Origin of the sequence: Bacteroides sp. BFG-637 (genome assembly GCF_024793605.1) — a bacterium.
GTDB classification, from domain to species: Bacteria; Bacteroidota; Bacteroidia; order Bacteroidales; family Bacteroidaceae; genus Bacteroides; species Bacteroides vicugnae.
In genome coordinates this window covers 1,764,784-1,783,600 of sequence record NZ_JANUPD010000002.1, presented here as the reverse complement: position 1 = coordinate 1,783,600, position 18,817 = coordinate 1,764,784, and the positions used below count along the sequence as shown (strand labels likewise).

The 18,817-nt window shown below is 42.7% G+C and carries 12 protein-coding genes and 2 pseudogenes; 11 read left to right on the top strand and 3 right to left on the bottom strand.

Annotation, left to right across the window (positions count from 1 at the left end; translation table 11 throughout):
- The first annotated feature begins 1,164 nt into the window (after positions 1–1,164).
- The 7 genes from mnmG to NXX38_RS07250 all read left to right on the top strand — a co-directional run bounded on the left by mnmG (position 1,165) and on the right by NXX38_RS07250 (position 8,675).
- On the top strand, positions 1,165–3,051 hold the full coding sequence (mnmG, locus tag NXX38_RS07280) for a tRNA uridine-5-carboxymethylaminomethyl(34) synthesis enzyme MnmG (RefSeq protein WP_148367835.1): 1,887 nt from the start codon (positions 1,165–1,167) through the stop codon (positions 3,049–3,051).
- 50 nt (positions 3,052–3,101) lie between these two features.
- A complete protein-coding gene (locus NXX38_RS07275; RefSeq protein ID WP_148367834.1) occupies positions 3,102–3,632 on the top strand; it encodes an adenine phosphoribosyltransferase in 531 nt (176 codons plus the stop codon).
- Positions 3,633–3,828: 196 nt separating this feature from the next.
- Positions 3,829–5,670: an excinuclease ABC subunit UvrC gene (uvrC, locus tag NXX38_RS07270; RefSeq protein ID WP_258978929.1), complete on the top strand. Its 1,842-nt coding sequence runs from the start codon at positions 3,829–3,831 to the stop codon at positions 5,668–5,670.
- Between the two features lie 229 nt (positions 5,671–5,899).
- Complete coding sequence (dtd, locus tag NXX38_RS07265) at positions 5,900–6,352, top strand: D-aminoacyl-tRNA deacylase (RefSeq protein WP_148367832.1); 453 nt, start codon at positions 5,900–5,902, stop codon at positions 6,350–6,352.
- A 19-nt stretch (positions 6,353–6,371) separates the two neighbouring features.
- On the top strand, positions 6,372–6,710 hold the full coding sequence (locus tag NXX38_RS07260; RefSeq protein ID WP_258978928.1) for a nucleotide pyrophosphohydrolase: 339 nt from the start codon (positions 6,372–6,374) through the stop codon (positions 6,708–6,710).
- Positions 6,697–7,599 (top strand): deoxyribose-phosphate aldolase, encoded by a 903-nt coding sequence (gene deoC / locus NXX38_RS07255; protein WP_004296713.1) that lies wholly within the window; start codon positions 6,697–6,699, stop codon positions 7,597–7,599. Before NXX38_RS07260 ends, deoC begins: the two co-directional genes overlap by 14 nt.
- A gap of 395 nt (positions 7,600–7,994) precedes the next feature.
- Positions 7,995–8,675, top strand: a complete 681-nt coding sequence (locus tag NXX38_RS07250) for a DUF1266 domain-containing protein (RefSeq protein ID WP_148367831.1) — start codon at positions 7,995–7,997, stop codon at positions 8,673–8,675.
- Here the strand turns inward: NXX38_RS07250 and NXX38_RS07245 are convergent.
- Positions 8,676–9,651, bottom strand: a pseudogene (locus NXX38_RS07245) (polyprenyl synthetase family protein).
- Between the two features lie 88 nt (positions 9,652–9,739).
- Here NXX38_RS07245 and polA point away from each other — a divergent pair.
- A pseudogene (polA, locus tag NXX38_RS07240) lies at positions 9,740–12,590 on the top strand (DNA polymerase I).
- Between the two features lie 390 nt (positions 12,591–12,980).
- The gene (locus NXX38_RS07235) at positions 12,981–13,376 is read left to right on the top strand and encodes a DUF3836 domain-containing protein (RefSeq protein ID WP_004296707.1); all 396 of its coding nucleotides are present in this window, start codon (positions 12,981–12,983) and stop codon (positions 13,374–13,376) included.
- Positions 13,377–13,464: 88 nt separating this feature from the next.
- On the opposite strand, the gene NXX38_RS07230 is transcribed toward NXX38_RS07235, so the two are convergent.
- Positions 13,465–14,244: a LytTR family DNA-binding domain-containing protein gene (locus NXX38_RS07230; protein WP_148367827.1), complete on the bottom strand. Its 780-nt coding sequence runs from the start codon at positions 14,242–14,244 to the stop codon at positions 13,465–13,467.
- Positions 14,241–16,292 (bottom strand): histidine kinase, encoded by a 2,052-nt coding sequence (locus NXX38_RS07225; RefSeq protein ID WP_148367826.1) that lies wholly within the window; start codon positions 16,290–16,292, stop codon positions 14,241–14,243. Before NXX38_RS07225 ends, NXX38_RS07230 begins: the two co-directional genes overlap by 4 nt.
- Before the next feature lie 124 nt (positions 16,293–16,416).
- Here NXX38_RS07225 and NXX38_RS07220 point away from each other — a divergent pair, with 124 nt between their 5' ends.
- Both NXX38_RS07220 and NXX38_RS07215 read left to right on the top strand, forming a co-directional pair.
- On the top strand, positions 16,417–17,322 hold the full coding sequence (locus NXX38_RS07220; RefSeq protein ID WP_004296704.1) for a serine O-acetyltransferase: 906 nt from the start codon (positions 16,417–16,419) through the stop codon (positions 17,320–17,322).
- A 16-nt stretch (positions 17,323–17,338) separates the two neighbouring features.
- A complete protein-coding gene (locus tag NXX38_RS07215; protein WP_195649662.1) occupies positions 17,339–18,778 on the top strand; it encodes a class I SAM-dependent RNA methyltransferase in 1,440 nt (479 codons plus the stop codon).
- Positions 18,779–18,817 lie beyond the last annotated feature (39 nt).

The window sequence follows — 18,817 nt, the reverse complement described above, 5'->3', positions numbered from 1 at the left end:
CTTCCAATCAAAAAACACAAAGTCCTCTATCACCTATCACCGCACCTCTCCAATCGACTTATTCATCGTACATTGAAGCATGGTGATAGGTTGAAAATAATCTTTCACCTAACCTATCACCTATCACCACCTATTTCGGTCAATATAAGACGCAGAATACGGCAGTGATCTACTAAAGGAAACGGTAAAAGAAAGCTTTTTAGTCAGTTCAAACGGCCTAAACTTTAGTCTTCTGCTTTCAAACAAGCTGTTCCCCAACCTAAAACTATTTGTTTCAAGGCTTGAAACCATAGTTTCCATGCCGTTGGAACTATGGTTTCTCGGTGTTGAAACTACAGTTTCCCAATGCCGAAACTTTAGTTTCACGATACGAAACCTTTGGTTTCAAACCATGAAACACTTTTTTTAAAGGCATGAAATCAAACTTTCCCAACATGATTGAGAGTAAAGTGCTTACGAGATATATTTAAAAGAGGCATAAAAAAAGAGCGAATCATTCCGCTCCACCTTTAAAGAATCCCCATAAATGGGATTCTTCTTTTTCTTCATTTTCATTTACTCGTTACCTAAAAACGTCTTTTTCCTAATACCTAATCAAAACAATCCTTTTCCTAAAAACTAATCTTAAAATCTAATACCTTAATTTTATAAACTAATACCTTTTAATTATAACCTTTTTTCTAATACCTAAAATATAAGTAGTTTCACAACTACACCGCAAAGGTATAGCTGTTTGCGAAAACAACAAAGTCCATGATACTAAAAAATACATTTGGGCTTGTTTTTTTGATTTATGTCAAGACATGGAAGCAAATTTTGAGTGTAAACCTCACATTTATCTGACGATAGCCTCTATTTTGAACAAATTCTCCATTTTGCCTTCTAGTTTCATCCATTATTGAGCAAACAAGCAACTAATAAAAAGACAGCAAAACAAGGCATAAAAAAGCATAATATCACTATTTTTCACAAAAACGCACGATTACAAAACTCGAAGAATACTCAAATCTCGAACAATCTGCATATTTCTAATCCAAAATTACGGCGTTTTTTTCAGTTAAGCCGGATTCCTTCCCCGGATTTTCAGAAGCAAAAACAGCTTGAAGATACAAGTCTCACAACTTTTCTGTAACTTTGCAGCGTTTGATAATAAATAAGATAGGAATGGATTTTAAGTACGACGTAATTGTAATTGGTGCCGGACATGCTGGTTGTGAAGCAGCGGCAGCCGCTGCTAATTTAGGTTCCAAAACTTGTCTCATCACTATGGACATGAACAAGATTGGACAGATGAGTTGCAATCCGGCTGTAGGAGGAATCGCCAAAGGACAAATTGTACGTGAAATAGATGCACTGGGTGGACAGATGGGATTAGTGACAGATGAGACTGCCATTCAATTCCGAATTCTAAATCGCTCGAAAGGTCCAGCCATGTGGAGCCCCCGCGCCCAATGCGACCGGGCTAAGTTCATTTGGTCCTGGCGGGAGAAACTGGAAAATACACCCAACCTTCATATCTGGCAAGATACCGTATGTGAACTGCTCGTTGAAAACGGTGAGGTCACCGGATTAGTCACCGCATGGGGCGTCACCTTCAAAGCGAAATGCATTGTGCTCACCGCAGGAACTTTCCTCAACGGACTGATGCATGTAGGACGTCATAAATTGCCTGGAGGAAGAATGGCCGAGCCGGCTTCTTATCAGCTGACCGAATCCATCGCCCGTCACGGAATCTCTTACGGAAGAATGAAAACCGGTACTCCGGTACGAATCGACGCGCGTAGTGTTCATTTTGACCAGATGGAAACACAAGACGGCGAATCAGACTTCCACAAGTTCTCATTCATGAATACTAGCACGCACCACTTAAAGCAACTTCAATGCTGGACATGCTACACCAATGAAGAAGTACACCGGATTCTGCGCGAAGGTCTGCCGGATTCTCCCCTATTCAACGGACAGATTCAAAGTATCGGACCACGCTATTGTCCAAGCATCGAAACTAAAATTGTCACTTTCCCGGATAAAGATCAGCACCAGTTATTCCTCGAACCGGAAGGAGAAACAACACAAGAGTTATATCTTAACGGATTCTCTTCTTCGCTTCCGATGGAAATACAAATTGCAGCATTAAAACAAATCCCGGCTTTCAAAGATCTGGTTATCTACCGTCCGGGATACGCTATCGAATATGACTATTTCGATCCGACCCAATTAAAACATACGTTGGAATCGAAGATTATCAAAAACTTGTTCTTTGCCGGACAAGTAAACGGAACCACCGGATACGAGGAAGCAGGAGGACAAGGATTGATAGCCGGTATCAATGCACACATCAACTGCCACGGCGGAGAAGCATTTACTTTGGCTCGAGATGAAGCATATATTGGCGTATTAATCGACGATTTGGTTACCAAAGGTGTGGATGAACCTTACCGTATGTTTACCTCGCGTGCGGAATACCGTATTCTGCTTCGTATGGATGATGCCGATATGCGCTTAACAGAAAAAGCATTTAAGCTTGGTTTGGCAAAAGAAGACCGGTATCAGTTAGTAAGAAGCAAAAAAGAAGCCGTGGAACAAATCATTTCTTTCGCACGCAACTATTCGATGAAACCGGCACTAATCAACGATGCTCTCGAAAAGATAGGGACAACTCCCCTACGTCAAGGATGTAAGTTGATAGAGATTCTGAATCGCCCGCAAGTGACAATAGGAAATATAGCAGAATATGTTCCGGCGTTTCAACGGGAGCTGGAAAAAGCAACGGGTTCGGACCAAGACCGGAAAGAAGAAATTCTCGAAGCTGCCGAAATCTTAATCAAGTATCAAGGATACATTGACAGAGAAAGAATGATAGCAGAAAAACTAGCACGATTGGAAAGTATAAAGATTAAAGGAAAATTTGACTATTCTACTATTCAGTCTCTTTCCACCGAGGCCCGACAAAAGCTGGCAAAGATAGATCCGGAAACAATAGCACAAGCGAGCAGAATTCCGGGAGTCTCTCCAAGCGATATCAACGTGTTGCTGGTACTTTCCGGACGATAAGCGACAACGTTTCACGTGAAACAAAACATTTAAAGAAACGATATAATTCAATGATTATGAGCAAAGAAACGCTAATCAAAAGCATTCGGGAAATACCCGATTTTCCGATTCCCGGAATCCTGTTCTACGATGTCACCACTCTATTCAAGGACCCTTGGTGCTTGCAGGAATTATCAAACATTATGTTTGATATGTATAAGGATAAAGGGATTACTAAAGTAGTAGGTATAGAATCAAGAGGATTCATCATGGGACCTATTCTGGCAACCCGCCTGAACGCAGGTTTTATTCCAATCCGCAAGCCGGGCAAACTCCCTGCAGAAACGATTGAAGAAAGCTATGACAAGGAGTACGGCAAAGACACGGTGCAAATCCACAAAGATGCACTGGACGAGAATGACGTAGTTCTATTACATGATGATTTACTGGCAACAGGAGGCACCATGAAAGCAGCTTGTGAACTGGTGAAAAGACTAAAACCAAAAAAGGTATATGTAAACTTCATCATCGAATTGAAAGACCTGAATGGAAAATCATTGTTCGGAGATGACGTAGAAGTAGAATCGGTATTGAGTTTATAAAGAATTTGGTTCTATTTGCAGAAAATATGTCAAAAGTAAGCAACTAACCTTTTGAGACGCGAATGACGTGGATGACACGGACCATAAGAATAGGAATCCATATTATCCGCGTCATTCGTGTTTAAATAGCCACCGACTGCGGGTATGCTTCATGTCAGGCACATACTTTTCACCTATTAGCCATCCTAAAACAATTATGAATACAGAACCAGAAAGCAGAGCCAATGAATATTTGAAAGGGATCGTAGCCAACCTTCCCGAGAAACCGGGTATTTACCAATACCTGAACACGGAGGGTACAATTATATACGTTGGAAAGGCCAAAAATCTAAAGAAAAGAGTCTACTCTTACTTCAGCAAAGAACATGAACCGGGAAAGACACGAGTACTGGTCAGCAGAATCGCCGATATTCGTTATATTGTAGTCAACACGGAAGAAGACGCGTTATTGCTGGAGAATAATCTGATAAAGAAATACAAGCCGCGCTACAACGTTCTATTAAAGGATGACAAGACCTACCCTTCTATTTGCGTACAAAACGAGTATTTTCCCAGAGTTTTCAGAACAAGGAAAATTATCAGGAACGGTTCATCTTATTATGGACCGTATAGTCACATACCATCCATGTATGCGGTACTGGATCTGATAAAGCATTTATATCCTTTGCGAACTTGCAGTTTAAACCTAACTCCGGAGAATATACGGGCAGGAAAGTTCAACGTATGCCTGGAATATCATATAAAGAACTGTGCAGGACCATGCATCGGACTGCAATCACAGGAGGATTATCTCAAAAATATCGATGAAATCAAAGAAATCCTGAAAGGAAATACGCAAGAAATCAGCCGTATGCTACTGGAAAAGATGCAGACATTAGCCGGCGAGATGAAGTTTGAAGAAGCACAGAAGGTGAAAGAAAAATTTCTTCTGATAGAAAACTACCGCTCCAAATCGGAGGTAGTAAGCGCTGTATTGCACAACATAGATGTATTTTCTATTGAAGAGGACGAGTCCAATTCCGCTTTCATCAACTATCTGCATATTACAAACGGTGCCATCAACCAGGCGTTTACATTCGAATATAAAAAGAAGTTGAATGAATCAAAAGAGGAACTTTTGACACTGGGTATTATCGAAATGCGAGAACGCTATAAGAGCCAATCCAGAGAGATTATAGTGCCTTTTGAGCTTGATTTGGAGCTAAACAACATCGTATTTACCGTTCCACAGCGGGGAGACAAGAAGAAATTGCTGGATCTTTCGATTCTAAACGTAAAGCAATACAAGGCCGACCGACTAAAACAGGCGGAAAAGCTGAATCCGGAGCAAAGAAGTATGCGATTAATGAAAGAGATACAGCAAGAGTTGCATCTGGACAGACCGCCTTTGCAAATTGAATGCTTTGACAACTCAAACATACAGGGTTCTGATGCTGTGGCAGCTTGCGTTGTCTTTAAAAAGGCTAAACCATCAAAGAAAGATTATCGAAAATACAATATAAAGACTGTTGTAGGACCTGACGATTATGCATCCATGAAAGAGGTCGTCAGAAGACGTTATCAGCGCGCTATTGAAGAAAACACCCCTCTACCCGACCTGATTATCACCGACGGCGGAAAAGGCCAAATGGAGGTCGTTAGAGAGGTGATTGAAGATGAGTTGAACCTAGCGATCCCTATCGCCGGACTGGCAAAGGACAATCGCCATCGCACATCGGAACTGCTTTTTGGATTTCCTCCGCAGACTATCGGTATCAAACAGCAAAGCCCGTTATTCCGTTTGCTGACCCAGATTCAGGATGAGGTGCACCGTTTTGCCATCAGTTTCCATCGTGATAAACGCAGCAAACGACAGGTAGCATCGGCATTAGACAATATCAAAGGGATTGGAGAAAAGACAAAAACAGCGCTTCTGAAAGAATTTAAAAGCGTAAAGCGGATAAAAGAAGCCTCTTTTGAGGAGATTTCCGCTGTGATTGGAGAAGCAAAAGCCAAGACTGTAAAAGCGGGATTGAGCGATGAATCATCAGAAAATTAATAAGAAGTTGGGGAGTAGGCCTGTTATCTTTCTATCACTTTTAGGCACGGATTACACGGATTTCACGGTTGAATTACTAAAAAACCGTGTTATCCGTGTAATCCGTACCCCAATAATAAATCATTAACGCTTTCGGCAAAGCCTTATAATATTTTCCCACCAACACACCGTTTTCTCTTCTGAATTTTGTAAATTTGCCTTTCCTAATCATGAAATAGAATAAATAACAATGAGAATAGTCATACAACGGGTAAGCCATGCGTCAGTAACCATTGAAGGATACTGTAAGTCGTCCATTGGGAAAGGAATGCTGATATTAGTCGGCATTGAAGAAGCGGATGGACAGGAAGACATCGACTGGCTTTGCAAGAAGATTGTAAATCTACGTATCTTCGATGATGAGAATGGTGTAATGAACAAATCTATTTTAGAAGATGGAGGCGAGATTCTGGTTATCAGCCAGTTCACGTTACACGCTTCTACCAAGAAGGGAAATCGCCCCTCCTATATCAAAGCCGCCAAACCGGATGTCTCTATCCCACTCTACGAACAATTCTGCAAAGATTTAAGCGGCGCATTGGGAAAAGAAATAGGCACAGGCACCTTTGGGGCAGACATGAAAGTTGAACTTTTAAACGACGGCCCCGTTACTATATGCATGGATACAAAAAACAAAGAATAATAACCAACCATCAACAATTATGACTCTGGAAGAAGCACAGAAACAAGTGGACCAATGGGTGAAAACATACGGTGTCCGCTACTTCAGCGAGTTGACCAATATGGCAGTTCTGACGGAAGAAGTAGGAGAACTGGCGCGTATCATGGCCCGCAAATATGGAGATCAGTCCTTTAAAGAGGGAGAGAAAGACAATATAGATGAAGAAATAGCAGACGTTTTATGGGTTCTTCTCTGCATTGCCAACCAGACAGGTGTAGACATAACCACTGCTTTCCGGAAAAGCATGGAAAAGAAAACGAAACGAGATAATAAAAGACATATCAACAACCCAAAACTGAAAGATCATGGAAGAGAATAACTCACAGCCCAACAAGTACAATGCCGCATTGGCAAAGTATAATACCAATCTGAGCGATGCAGATATTCAAGCTCGCGTAGCTGAATTGATTGAGAAAAAAGTGCCGGAAAACAACACGGAAGACGTTAAGAAGTTCCTGTTCAACTGTATTGACCTGACTACTTTGAATAGCACAGACAGTGACAAAAGTGTGATGCACTTTACCGAAAAAGTCAATCAGTTTGACGACGAATATCCTGATCTGAAAAATGTTGCAGCAATCTGTGTATACCCCAATTTCGCAGCCATCGTTAAGAATACGCTGGAGGTAGACGGAGTCAATATAGCCTGCGTATCAGGAGGTTTCCCCTCTTCACAGACATTCATTGAAGTAAAAGTGGCAGAAACAGCATTAGCAATCGCAGAAGGTGCCGATGAAATAGACATTGTCATTTCCATCGGCAAATTCCTAAGCGGAGACTACGAAGGAATGTGTGAAGAAATACAGGAATTAAAGGAAGTTTGCAAGGAACGTCATCTCAAAGTGATCCTTGAAACAGGTGCACTAAAGAGCGCTTCCAACATCAAGAAAGCTTCTATCCTATCCATGTATTCGGGTGCAGATTTCATCAAGACTTCCACCGGTAAGCAACAGCCTGCCGCTACTCCGGAAGCCGCTTACGTGATGTGTGAAGCCATCAAAGAATACCACCAGAAGACCGGAATCAAGATTGGATTCAAACCGGCAGGTGGCATCAATACCGTTAATGATGCGATTATTTACTACACAATCGTAAAAGAACTATTGGGTGAAGAATGGCTGGATAATCAACTGTTCCGTTTGGGAACCAGCCGTTTAGCCAACCTCCTTCTTTCTGACATCAAAGGAGAAGAAATCAAGTTCTTCTAAGTTAAAGGCTACATTAGCAATCAAATACGCCTTACCGCGCTGTTCCCGTACTCCGGGAACCGACGCGGTATTTTTTATTTAAGAAAATCTAAAGATAGTTACAGGAAAATTCAGAAAAATACTTATCTTTGTAAAAGGTTTAGCGATGAAAATATAGCTAATTAGTTATATTAGAGAACGTTTCATTTATTACCAATTCCTGGAATTCGGCAAAATTCAAAGTTATGAATGGTAATAAGCAAACGGGTCTCACGCACCTTCATGTATATACTTTTGTTATATATCGAATGGAGCGTGGGACTGTTGCTTGTATATTCATAACGGCTTGCCGAAGCCTCAGGAAAATACATGGCAACAGTTCTCACGCTTTTCATGAACCTTATGAAGGTATTAGGATGGACGCATATACGAAAACCTTAAGATTCAATCACAACCCTCTGAACCTCATCCTCGGAACAGAGAAAAAGAAGGGGTTACGCATCGGTTATATGGAAGCCGGACTGCAAGGCTTCTATCTCAACTCTATGGAGACCGGAATCCATCCGCTAAAGCTATCCAAACTGCTGGCAGAAGAGTTTCACTGCACCGACAATGAGTCCGTCACCGGACTATTCCAATTCCTTATCAACGAAGGCGACAGAGTCTCCTACCAGATTATGCTCCCCTATTTACTCTCTACAGAGAACATCAACGAGTTCGAAAACATCATTCAAAAGCGTTTTTTCGGGGTGGAACGTTTCATCCGTCAAGGAAAGAATCTATACAAATTCGTGAAATATACAGAGGAAAGAAGGGATCCGATTATATGGATAAATGACTTGGAAAAAGGCATTATCGGATGGGATATGGGACTGCTTGTGAACTTGGCACGCGCCTCCCAAGCATGTGGTCACATCACCAAAGAGAAAGCCTGGGACTACATAGAGCAAGCCGACAAATTATGTTCTTTAGATCTTCATACAGCGGAAGAAATAGACAAGAGTTTCCTTTTAGGAAAAGCGATGAAATCGGAAAAGATAGAAGATTGGGACCGGTTGTTATTATGCTATTCACTCCTGGGAAAGTACAGGAAGTAATTATTTTTCGCGGTCTACCACGTAATCCAGATAAGACCGGAGAGCTGCACAGACATCGGAATCCGGCAAAGAAGCCAATAGATTGAAAGCTTTTTGTTTATAGCCATTCATAGTCTGGACCGCATATTCAATTCCTCCGTTTTCTTTAATAAACGAAATCAAATAAGCTATTTCATCGAGAGTAGCCGTACCCTCCTTTACTTTGATTGCAATTTCTTGCGCTTCCTCGTTTTTTGTCGTATTCAGCACATACAAAGCGGGCAATGTCAGCTTACCTTCAAGCATATCATTACCCGTAGGTTTACCAATCTCCTTATTATCAAAGTAATCGAAAATATCATCCTTTATCTGGAAACAGATACCAATATATTCGCCCAGCAAACGGGCAAGTTCAGCTTCCCCCTCACCCACACCCACCGAGAAAGCGGCAGCCTTTGTGCAGGCAGCAAAAAGAGCAGCAGTTTTCTTGCGGATTACATCAAAATAGACTTCCTCGGAGAAACTGTGATTACTTACATTTGAAAGCTGAAGCAACTCACCGTCAGCAAGATCCTGTCCAAGAGTGGACACCAGCTGAATAATACGATGGCTGTTTGTCAATTCAGCATGTACGAGGCTGGTTGCCAATAAATAGTCACCCGTCAACACGGCCACTTTATTATTAAAGATTGCATTTACCGAGAGCTGTCCACGGCGTTCGGTGCTTTCATCCACTACGTCATCATGTACCAGGCTGGCCGTATGGAAGGAGTTCCAGCGAAACAGCCGCGTGAAGAGTGGAAGGACATATAGCGCCATAAAGGCGTGCCACGAGCAAAACAAGAATAGGCCGCATCATCTTACCATTCCTCTGCCGTATGTGAGATACGACGCTATCGAGCAATGCATTTGAACTGGAGAGAGAACTATCAAAAAGTTCTTTGAAGTCGCCCAGTTCCGCTTCAATCGGAGTTCTGATAAGTGAGATGCTGTCCATTTATTACACAATTTGAGCACAAAAGTAATAATAAAACGCTTAATACCGTATTTTTTTGTACTTTTACCATGAAAAATTAATTAAATCTATGGATTCAGGTAATAAATTATTTCTTTTAGACGCTTATGCATTAATATATCGGGCGTATTACGCCTTTATTAAAAACCCAAGAATCAATTCCAAAGGATTCAACACTTCAGCCATACTGGGTTTTGTGAACACCCTCGAAGAAGTGCTGAAAAAAGAGAATCCCACTCATATAGGAGTAGCCTTCGACCCCGCAGGTCCCACCTTCCGCCACGAAGCTTTTGAACAATATAAAGCACAACGCGAAGAAACTCCGGAGGCAATCCGTCTTTCCGTACCTATTATAAAGGATATTATACGCGCCTACCGCATCCCTATTCTGGAAGTGGCAGGCTACGAAGCCGATGACGTGATAGGTACGCTCGCTACCGAAGCCGGTCGTCAGGGTATCACTACCTATATGATGACTCCCGACAAAGATTACGGGCAACTGGTAAGTGACAAAGTATTTATGTATCGTCCCAAACACACAGGAGGTTTCGAAGTGATGGGCGTTGAGGAAGTGAAAGCCAAGTTTGACATTCAGTCTCCGGCACAGGTGATCGATATGCTCGGACTGATGGGCGACTCTTCGGATAACATCCCCGGATGTCCCGGAGTAGGAGAAAAGACTGCTCAAAAACTGATCTCCGAATTCGGAAGCATCGAGAATCTATTGGAACATACCGACCAACTGAAAGGAGCATTGAAAACAAAAGTGGAAACTAACCGGGAAATGATTACGTTCTCGAAATTTCTCGCCACCATTAAAATCGATGTCCCCATCCAACTTGAGATGGATTCTCTTGTCCGCGAAGAGGCAGACGAAAATTCACTCCGTAGCATTTTCGAGGAATTAGAATTTAGAACGCTCATTGACCGGGTACTCAAAAAAGACATTTCCGGAAACGGAATAACCTCCGCCACCGCAAGCAAAGTTACCACTGGAAAAAGCGCCCCCTCTCCTCTTCCACTTTTTCCCGAAGAAGGAGGCGGAATGCAAGGCGATTTATTTGCGAATTTCACGCCCGATGAACCGGGTGAAGCAAAAAAATCGAACCTAGAGACGTTAGAATCGCTCACTCACAACTACCAACTCATTGATACAGAGGAGAAAAGACAGGAAATTATTCAAAAGTTACTTACATCGAAAATTCTCTCGTTAGATACGGAAACCACCGGAACCGAACCAATGGATGCCGAATTAGTCGGAATGAGCTTTTCGATTGCAGAAAACGAAGCTTTTTATGTTCCCGTACCATCGGATCAAGACGAAGCGTTAAAAATCGTAAATGAATTCCGTCCGGTCTTCGAAAATGAGAATTCGTTGAAAGTCGGACAAAATATCAAGTACGACATGATTGTTCTTCAAAATTATGGCGCAACAGTAAAAGGTCCGCTTTTCGATACGATGATCGCTCATTATGTTCTTCAACCGGAACTTCGTCACGGCATGGATTATCTTGCGGAAATTTACCTGCACTATCAGACTATCCACATTGACGAACTGATAGGTCCCAAAGGAAAGAATCAGAAAAACATGCGTGATCTCGATCCGAAAGATGTATATCTATACGCCTGCGAAGATGCAGACGTAACTCTGAAACTGAAAAACGTATTGGAGAAAGAGCTGAAAGAGAATGACGCAGAGCGTTTGTTCTATGATATAGAAATGCCGCTAGTTCCCGTATTGGTTCATATAGAACGGAACGGGGTATTGCTGGATACGGAGGCCCTGAAACAGTCCTCCGCCCATTTCACCGCCCAGATGGAGCAAATCGAAAAAGAGATTTACGAATTGGCCGGTGAGACTTTCAACATCGCTTCGCCCAAGCAAGTCGGTGAGGTACTGTTTGACAAACTGAAGATCATAGGAGAAAGCAAAAAAGACTAAGACCGGCCAGTACGTCACCTCGGAAGAAGTACTCGAAAGCCTCCGGCACAAACATCCGGTAGTAGAAAAGATTCTGGAACATCGCGGACTGAAAAAGCTATTGGGCACATATATCGACGCACTCCCCCAGCTTATCAATCCACGCACAGGAAGGGTGCACACCTCTTTCAACCAGACTGTAACCGCTACGGGACGTCTTAGTTCAAGCAATCCGAACCTGCAAAATATTCCTATCCGAGACGAGAATGGAAAAGAAATCCGCAAGGCTTTCATCCCCGATGAAGGCTGCCTCTTCTTCTCTGCCGACTATTCGCAAATCGAATTGCGCATCATGGCACACCTTAGCGAGGATAAGAATATGATTGATGCTTTCCTTAGCAATCACGATATTCATGCGGCCACTGCTGCCAAAATTTATAAGATCGACCTGAAAGACGTAGGCTCCGATATGCGCCGTAAAGCCAAGACTGCCAATTTCGGTATCATCTATGGCATATCCGTATTCGGTCTTGCCGAACGAATGAATGTAGACCGCAAAGAAGCCAAAGAGTTAATCGACGGTTATTTTGAAACTTATCCGGGAGTGAAAGCATATATGGATAAAAGTATTCAGGTGGCCCAGGAAAAAGGCTATGTGGAAACAATCTTCCATCGGAAGCGCTTCTTGCCGGACATTAACTCCCGGAATGCCGTTGTACGCGGATATGCGGAACGAAATGCCATCAACGCCCCTATTCAGGGAAGTGCGGCAGATATTATAAAAGTAGCAATGGCACGTATCTATCAACGGTTCCAGGCCGAAGGAATACAAGCCAAAATGATCCTGCAAGTGCATGACGAATTAAATTTCAGCGTTCCTGTCAATGAAAAAGAGCGTGTAGAAGAAATCGTCATCGAAGAAATGGAGAAAGCATACCGCATGCACGTCCCCTTGAAAGCAGATTGCGGATGGGGCAAAAATTGGCTTCAGGCACACTAAACCATCAAGTGAATAAAGGCCACCTCAATCAGGAATTGCTATCTTTTAGACATTAATTACATAGGGAGACTCCATCTTATCCAAAGCCTTCCCTTACAAAATAGAAGCAAGTATGGGTAATAACATTATTTAACTCCATATCCAGAAAGCTAGAAAAAAGATTCCTTTTTCGACGAAGTGATTCATTCTATATCCGGCAAATTGACTGCCGGATATTTTTTTGTCACCAATATTGGCAAAAAGCTAGTTATCACCCACCTCCATTCTTGACATTTTGACAATCTTTTATCTTCAAAAATGCATAAATACCAAATTAATATGTAGATTTGCAGCGTAAAACCAATGCATTTGGTAGACAAATGAAAGTATAACCCAAAAACTTAAATAGCCATGAAAGCAAAAGTATCTTTAAAAATGTTCGTTTTATCTGCAGCTCTTCTTGTTGTATCGCTTGCTACTTCTGCACGTAGCTACGATAATCAATTGATTTATAATCCAATCGAGGAGAATGGTATGACAGTGGGACAAACCGTTTACAAAATGGACGGAAATACACTTGCCAACTACATGAAGTACAACTACAAGTACGATGACAACAAACGTATGATTGAAAGCGAAGCCTTGAAATGGAACAATAGCAAGGACGCATGGGAAAAAGACCTACGCATCAATTATACTTATGAAGGTAAGACCGTTACTACGAATTATTATAAATGGAACGCTAAAAAACAAGCCTACGTACTGGTACCCGAAATGACCGTTACGATGGATAATACAAATATGTAACATAAACTCTCTCTCATTCTAATATTCTAACAAAAGGATACGCCGCTTCTGCTGAAGAAGTGGCGTATTTCATAATATGAGGTCTACATTACAAAACGAAGAAACGCTCTTGCAGTTCTTTTAGATAACTTCGGGAAATAATCAGATCATTCTTATCGTGAAAAGGCGGATAGAGTTGACAGCATTTACCATCAATCATTGCCAGATAATTAACATTTACAATAGCAGATTGGCTAATCTGTACGAAAGCTTGTGAATAACTGATAATATCTTCTGCTTTTGTATTCCGCTTCAAATTCAGACAAGTTTGATTAAACAAGACCACCTGCCATTGACGTTTGTCTTTCAGATATTCAAAAAAGCCGATTTCCTCCAGTCGCAAAAGCTTGAAACCTGTCACTGTGCTAATCATAAACATGCCTTGCTGGGGCATCAATGCACTAATAGAAGAAGCAAAAGAAGGCAAAAGAGGAAGCGAAGTAGAGGTCATAGCCTTCCGGTAACGGTCTATAATTACTTTCAGGTCTTCCGCTTCAAAAGGCTTCAGCAGGAAGTCGAAAGCCGACTCACGCAACGCCTGAAGCAAGTATTTGTCATAAGAGGTGTAAAATACGACCTTCATATCCCACAAAATATCTTCCCTTATTTCACTTAATAGATTGAGTCCCAACGTATCCGGAAGTTCCACATCAAGAAACAATAAGTCCGGATGCAACTCCATAATCATCTTTTTACCCTTTGCACCATTCCCTGCGATTCCTTTTACTTCAAATTCACGATAGGGCTCCAATTCCCGGCGCAAAGCATCAATCGCTGTACGTTCATCGTCAACGATAACTACCTTATACTTATCTTCTGTATCCATCATAAATCATAAGAAAAATGAAACGGGATATATACCGACACTTCCGTACCGGTTTGTCCATCGCTTCTGTTGGTTATATCAAAACGTATTTTATCACTCTTATTCTTTGTATTCAATAATTGAACGGTCTGATACAACACTTTCAATCCTGTACCAGTACCCCGTGTGGCGGAAACCACCTGCGGGAGATACCCTCGTCCGTTGTCGGTAACCGTTATGCGAATCCCATTTGTTTCACGGGAAACATATACCATTAGCTCCTTTTTTCCGTCCTTTCCCGCCAGCCCATGTTTAATTGCATTCTCCACCGGAATTTGCACAATCATAGATGGAATCATGATGCGGGCTGCCTCTAATTCGTCCTCCACCGTAATTGTTGCGACAAAATCTTCTCCAACACGCCCACGTTCCAGTTCGATATATGTACGCACGAAATCCAGTTCGTCTTGCAAAGACACGCTCAATTTCTCGGTAAGTTCGAGGCTACGACGGAGATATTTCACCAGTTCCATCAGATTATGTTTCACCTCTTCCGAGCCGTTAAACTGGTTGATTTCACGTCCCAGTACATTAAAAGTAAAATGAGGAGAAATCCGGCTTCTCAAATTCTCCATGCGGACACGGTTGATTTGCTGGAAGAAACGCTGGCGAAGAAACTCCCTTTTTTTACGCATATACCAGACAACTACCACTACCCCTGCCACAAGCAACACGCAGACAAGTACCCAGATAGATACGCTCAATTTGAGCACTCTCATCTCTGCCGCCTGCCGCTGAATCTTCATTTCCTTACGAAGCACTATCGTATCCTGCCGGTAACGCATATCCAATTCGGCAACACGCATCTGTATCCGTTCGCTCCGAATGGAATCGTCCAGATGGCGATCGCGTTTCAGGTATTCATAGGCACGACGGTAATCACCGGTATGCTCAAAATAATGTTGCAGATACTGATTGCGTATAGTCAGCATATTGGCGTCAAGATGCCCCACAGGAGCAGTCCGGGCAATCATAGTCTTCGCTTGGGCTATATTACCTTTCTTCAATGCCAGTTCAATCATCTGGGTTTCAATGTAATGAACGGCCGAGTTATGCTGTATATCGGAGAAGAAACGATAACTTTCGTCCAGACAGATCTGTGCGGAGTCCAGTTTGTCAGTCAACAAATACAATTCTCCCAGGTTTACTTTGATAAAATTCTGTTCAAATACCATCTGCGGATAAGAAGATACGAGTGCATTGGCCTTGCGCATATATTTCAAAGCCTCCTGATAGTCTTTCCGGTAATAATAATGGTTGCCGCGATTGTTGAGATAAGTCCATTGCTCGCTCACATTCATTTCATTGAAAAACTGTCCGGCCAATTCATAGTAATGATTGGATAAATCGAAATCACGCAGTTCCATGTAAGTCTGCCCCAATCCGTAGTAAACAGGAAATTTCGTGTGCTCGGACAAGTTCAAAGAATCGCAGAGAAAGAGGGCGCGCCGGTAATACGAAGCAGTGTGCGCCAAATCACTGCGATGCAGATAGGCATCAGCGATATTGATACAAATATCCGGAAGCAGATGCAGTTTTTTTCCTTTCAGGCGATATCCGTAGGCTTTCTTATAGTCGATAATTGCAGAATCGGGACGGTTCAGCTGCATCCACACATTGCCTTCGATATTATAGACATCGGACAATACATCATTCCATCGTGGAGATTGGAGAGATTCAGAAGATTGGGAAGCATTGCGGGAAAATTCTTTTACCCGGCGGTTGTAATAGAGTATAGAATCAAAATCGGAAGAGACAAAAAATGTTTTCCCGTAAAGGGCGAGCAGACGATAATAAACCAAGGAATCTTGCGTCTGCGTCAGTGCCTCAAGCAGTTGTGAGCGGGAATAATGCACATTGGAAAACAACGAATCCTGCACACGAACTTCCAAAGAATCAACCAAAACCTGTTCGCACGAAGAGCTATTGTGATGTCTATCAGCGTATCCGCAACTTAACAACACCAACAGTCCCAACAGCGCAAATAGTCTCATAGCAGTCCTCTGATTCATCAGTCCCCTTTATATATGTCATGTTTTGAATGTGACAAAAATACATTATTTATCCTGAATCCCAGCGAATTTTATTATTTTTTTTAATACCTTTGTCCCCATATAAATATGAGCAACTGACCTAATGAGTCCACTGAACTTCACCCACATTTTGACACAGGCAGTCGATGAGCTATCGGAAAGCGAATCTTATAAAGGACTGTTTCATCAGCACAAAGATGGCGAACCACTGCCCTCTGCAAAAGTCTTGTATGAAATTATTGAGCTTTCACGCTCCATTCTTTTCCCCGGATATTACGGAAATTCTACGATTAACAGCCGGACTATCAATTATCACATCGGTGTAAACATTGAAAAATTGTTTGATTTACTTTGTGAGCAAATCCTGGCCGGATTATGTTTTAGTACTTCCATAGAGGGGAAATGTAACGTCTGCTCCGACTCGAAACGGGAAGAAGCTGCGCGTCTTGCCGCTAAATTCATCAGTAAGTTACCTGCCATGAGAAGGATACTGGCAACAGATGTGGAAGCCGCCTACAACGGTGACCCGGCTGCCGAAAGCTACGGAGAGGTCATATTCTGTTATCCGGCTATTAAAGCGATCAGCAATTACCGTATCGCGCATGAATTGCTGGAACTGGGTGTTCCTCTGATTCCCCGTATCATCACGGAGATGGCGCATAGCGAAACGGGAATCGATATCCACCCGGCCGCCAAGATTGGCACTCACTTCACCATCGACCATGGAACGGGTGTCGTAATCGGTGCCACGAGTATCATCGGAAACAACGTCAAACTATATCAGGGTGTCACACTGGGAGCCAAGAGTTTCCCGCTGGATGCCGACGGAAAACCAATCAAGGGAATCCCCCGCCATCCGATCCTGGAAGACAATGTGATTGTTTATTCCAATGCCACTATCCTAGGAAGAATCACCATCGGGCGTGATGCAACCGTAGGGGGTAATATCTGGGTAACGGAAAACGTGCCCGCAGGAGCAAGAATCGTACAAACTAAAGCAAAAAAATAAAATCAAAAAAATCTATATGAGCGAACAATTCGAGATGATAGCCAAGACTTTCCAGGGACTGGAAGAGATACTTGCAGAAGAACTGACAGCATTAGGAGCCAACGACATTCAAATAGGACGTCGTATGGTTTCATTCACAGGAGATAAACGTATGATGTACAAGGCAAATTTCTGCCTACGCACCGCCATCCGTATCCTGAAACCCATCAAGAACTTTACGGCCAAAGATGCTGACGAGGTTTACAATCAAATACAGGCTATTCCATGGGAAGAATATCTCGATGTGAACAAGACATTTGCTATCGACGCAGTAGTATTCAGTGAGGAGTTCCGCCATTCGAAATTCGTTTCGTACAAGGTGAAAGATGCGATTGTGGACTACTTCCGCGAGAAAACGGGTAAACGTCCGTCGGTACGCATCAACAATCCGGATGTACTTCTGAACATTCATATTGCACAGACTACCTGTACCTTGTCTTTGGATTCGTCCGGAGAATCACTTCACCGCCGCGGTTATCGCCAGGAAGCGGTAGAAGCTCCGTTGAATGAGGTATTGGCTGCCGGCATGATTTTAATGACCGGATGGCGTGGAGAATGTGATCTGATCGATCCGATGTGTGGTTCGGGCACGATCCCTGTAGAAGCCGCACTGATCGCTAAGAATATCGCTCCGGGAGTATTCCGCAAAGGATTTGCTTTCGAAAAATGGGTGGATTTCGATGCGGATATGTTCGATGAGATTTACAATGACGACAGTCAGGAGCGTGAATTTACTCATAAGATTTATGGGTATGACAACAATCCGAAAGCGAATGAAATTGCTACTCACAATATAAAAGCTGCCGGTGTATCGAAAGATATCGTGCTGAAACTGCAACCGTTCCAGCAGTTCGAACAGCCGCAGGAGAAGTCGATTATCATCACCAATCCTCCTTATGGGGAACGTATCTCTACGAATGATTTGCTCGGTCTTTACCAGATGATCGGCGAACGCCTGAAACACGCATTTGTAGGAAACGAAGCATGGGTGCTTTCTTATCGGGAAGAGTGTTTCGACCAGATTGGCTTGAAGGCAAGCCAGAAGGTTCCTTTGTTCAATGGACCGTTAGAGTGTGAATTCCGCAAATATGAGATTTTTGACGGAAAATATAAAGAGTTCAAGAGCCAGGAAGAGGGCGAAGAGAAGAAAGAGGGTGAAGGTGAACAGGCTCCAAGATTCAGAGAAAAAAAAGAGTTTAAGCCACGTCGCGAAGGTGAATTCAAACCACGCCGGGATGGTGAGTCCAGACCTCGCAGAGAGGGAGAATACAAGCCACGCAGAGAAGGTAGCGACTTCAAAGGCGGCGACAGAGATAGAAAGCCACGGGGAGAATTCCGCGGAGGAAGAGATTCGAGAGGGCCAAGAGAATTTAGGGGGAACCGGGAGCCGAGGATTCCGAAGAAGGAAGAGGAATAATTGATTCATAATTAAGAACAATCCACAACACCATATATC

Bases quoted from the DNA above. Each gene is read 5' to 3' on its own strand.
- NXX38_RS07250 (WP_148367831.1), top strand. From the start codon at position 7,995: ATGGACGCATATACGAAAACCTTAAGATTCAATCACAACCCTCTGAAC.
- uvrC (WP_258978929.1), top strand. From the start codon at position 3,829: ATGAATACAGAACCAGAAAGCAGAGCCAATGAATATTTGAAAGGGATC.
- NXX38_RS07220 (WP_004296704.1), top strand. From the start codon at position 16,417: ATGAGTCCACTGAACTTCACCCACATTTTGACACAGGCAGTCGATGAG.
- dtd (WP_148367832.1), top strand. From the start codon at position 5,900: ATGAGAATAGTCATACAACGGGTAAGCCATGCGTCAGTAACCATTGAA.
- NXX38_RS07260 (WP_258978928.1), top strand. From the start codon at position 6,372: ATGACTCTGGAAGAAGCACAGAAACAAGTGGACCAATGGGTGAAAACA.
- deoC (WP_004296713.1), top strand. From the start codon at position 6,697: ATGGAAGAGAATAACTCACAGCCCAACAAGTACAATGCCGCATTGGCA.
- NXX38_RS07230 (WP_148367827.1), bottom strand. From the start codon at position 14,244: ATGATGGATACAGAAGATAAGTATAAGGTAGTTATCGTTGACGATGAA.
- NXX38_RS07215 (WP_195649662.1), top strand. From the start codon at position 17,339: ATGAGCGAACAATTCGAGATGATAGCCAAGACTTTCCAGGGACTGGAA.
- NXX38_RS07225 (WP_148367826.1), bottom strand. From the start codon at position 16,292: ATGAATCAGAGGACTGCTATGAGACTATTTGCGCTGTTGGGACTGTTG.
- NXX38_RS07235 (WP_004296707.1), top strand. From the start codon at position 12,981: ATGAAAGCAAAAGTATCTTTAAAAATGTTCGTTTTATCTGCAGCTCTT.
- mnmG (WP_148367835.1), top strand. From the start codon at position 1,165: ATGGATTTTAAGTACGACGTAATTGTAATTGGTGCCGGACATGCTGGT.
- NXX38_RS07275 (WP_148367834.1), top strand. From the start codon at position 3,102: ATGATTATGAGCAAAGAAACGCTAATCAAAAGCATTCGGGAAATACCC.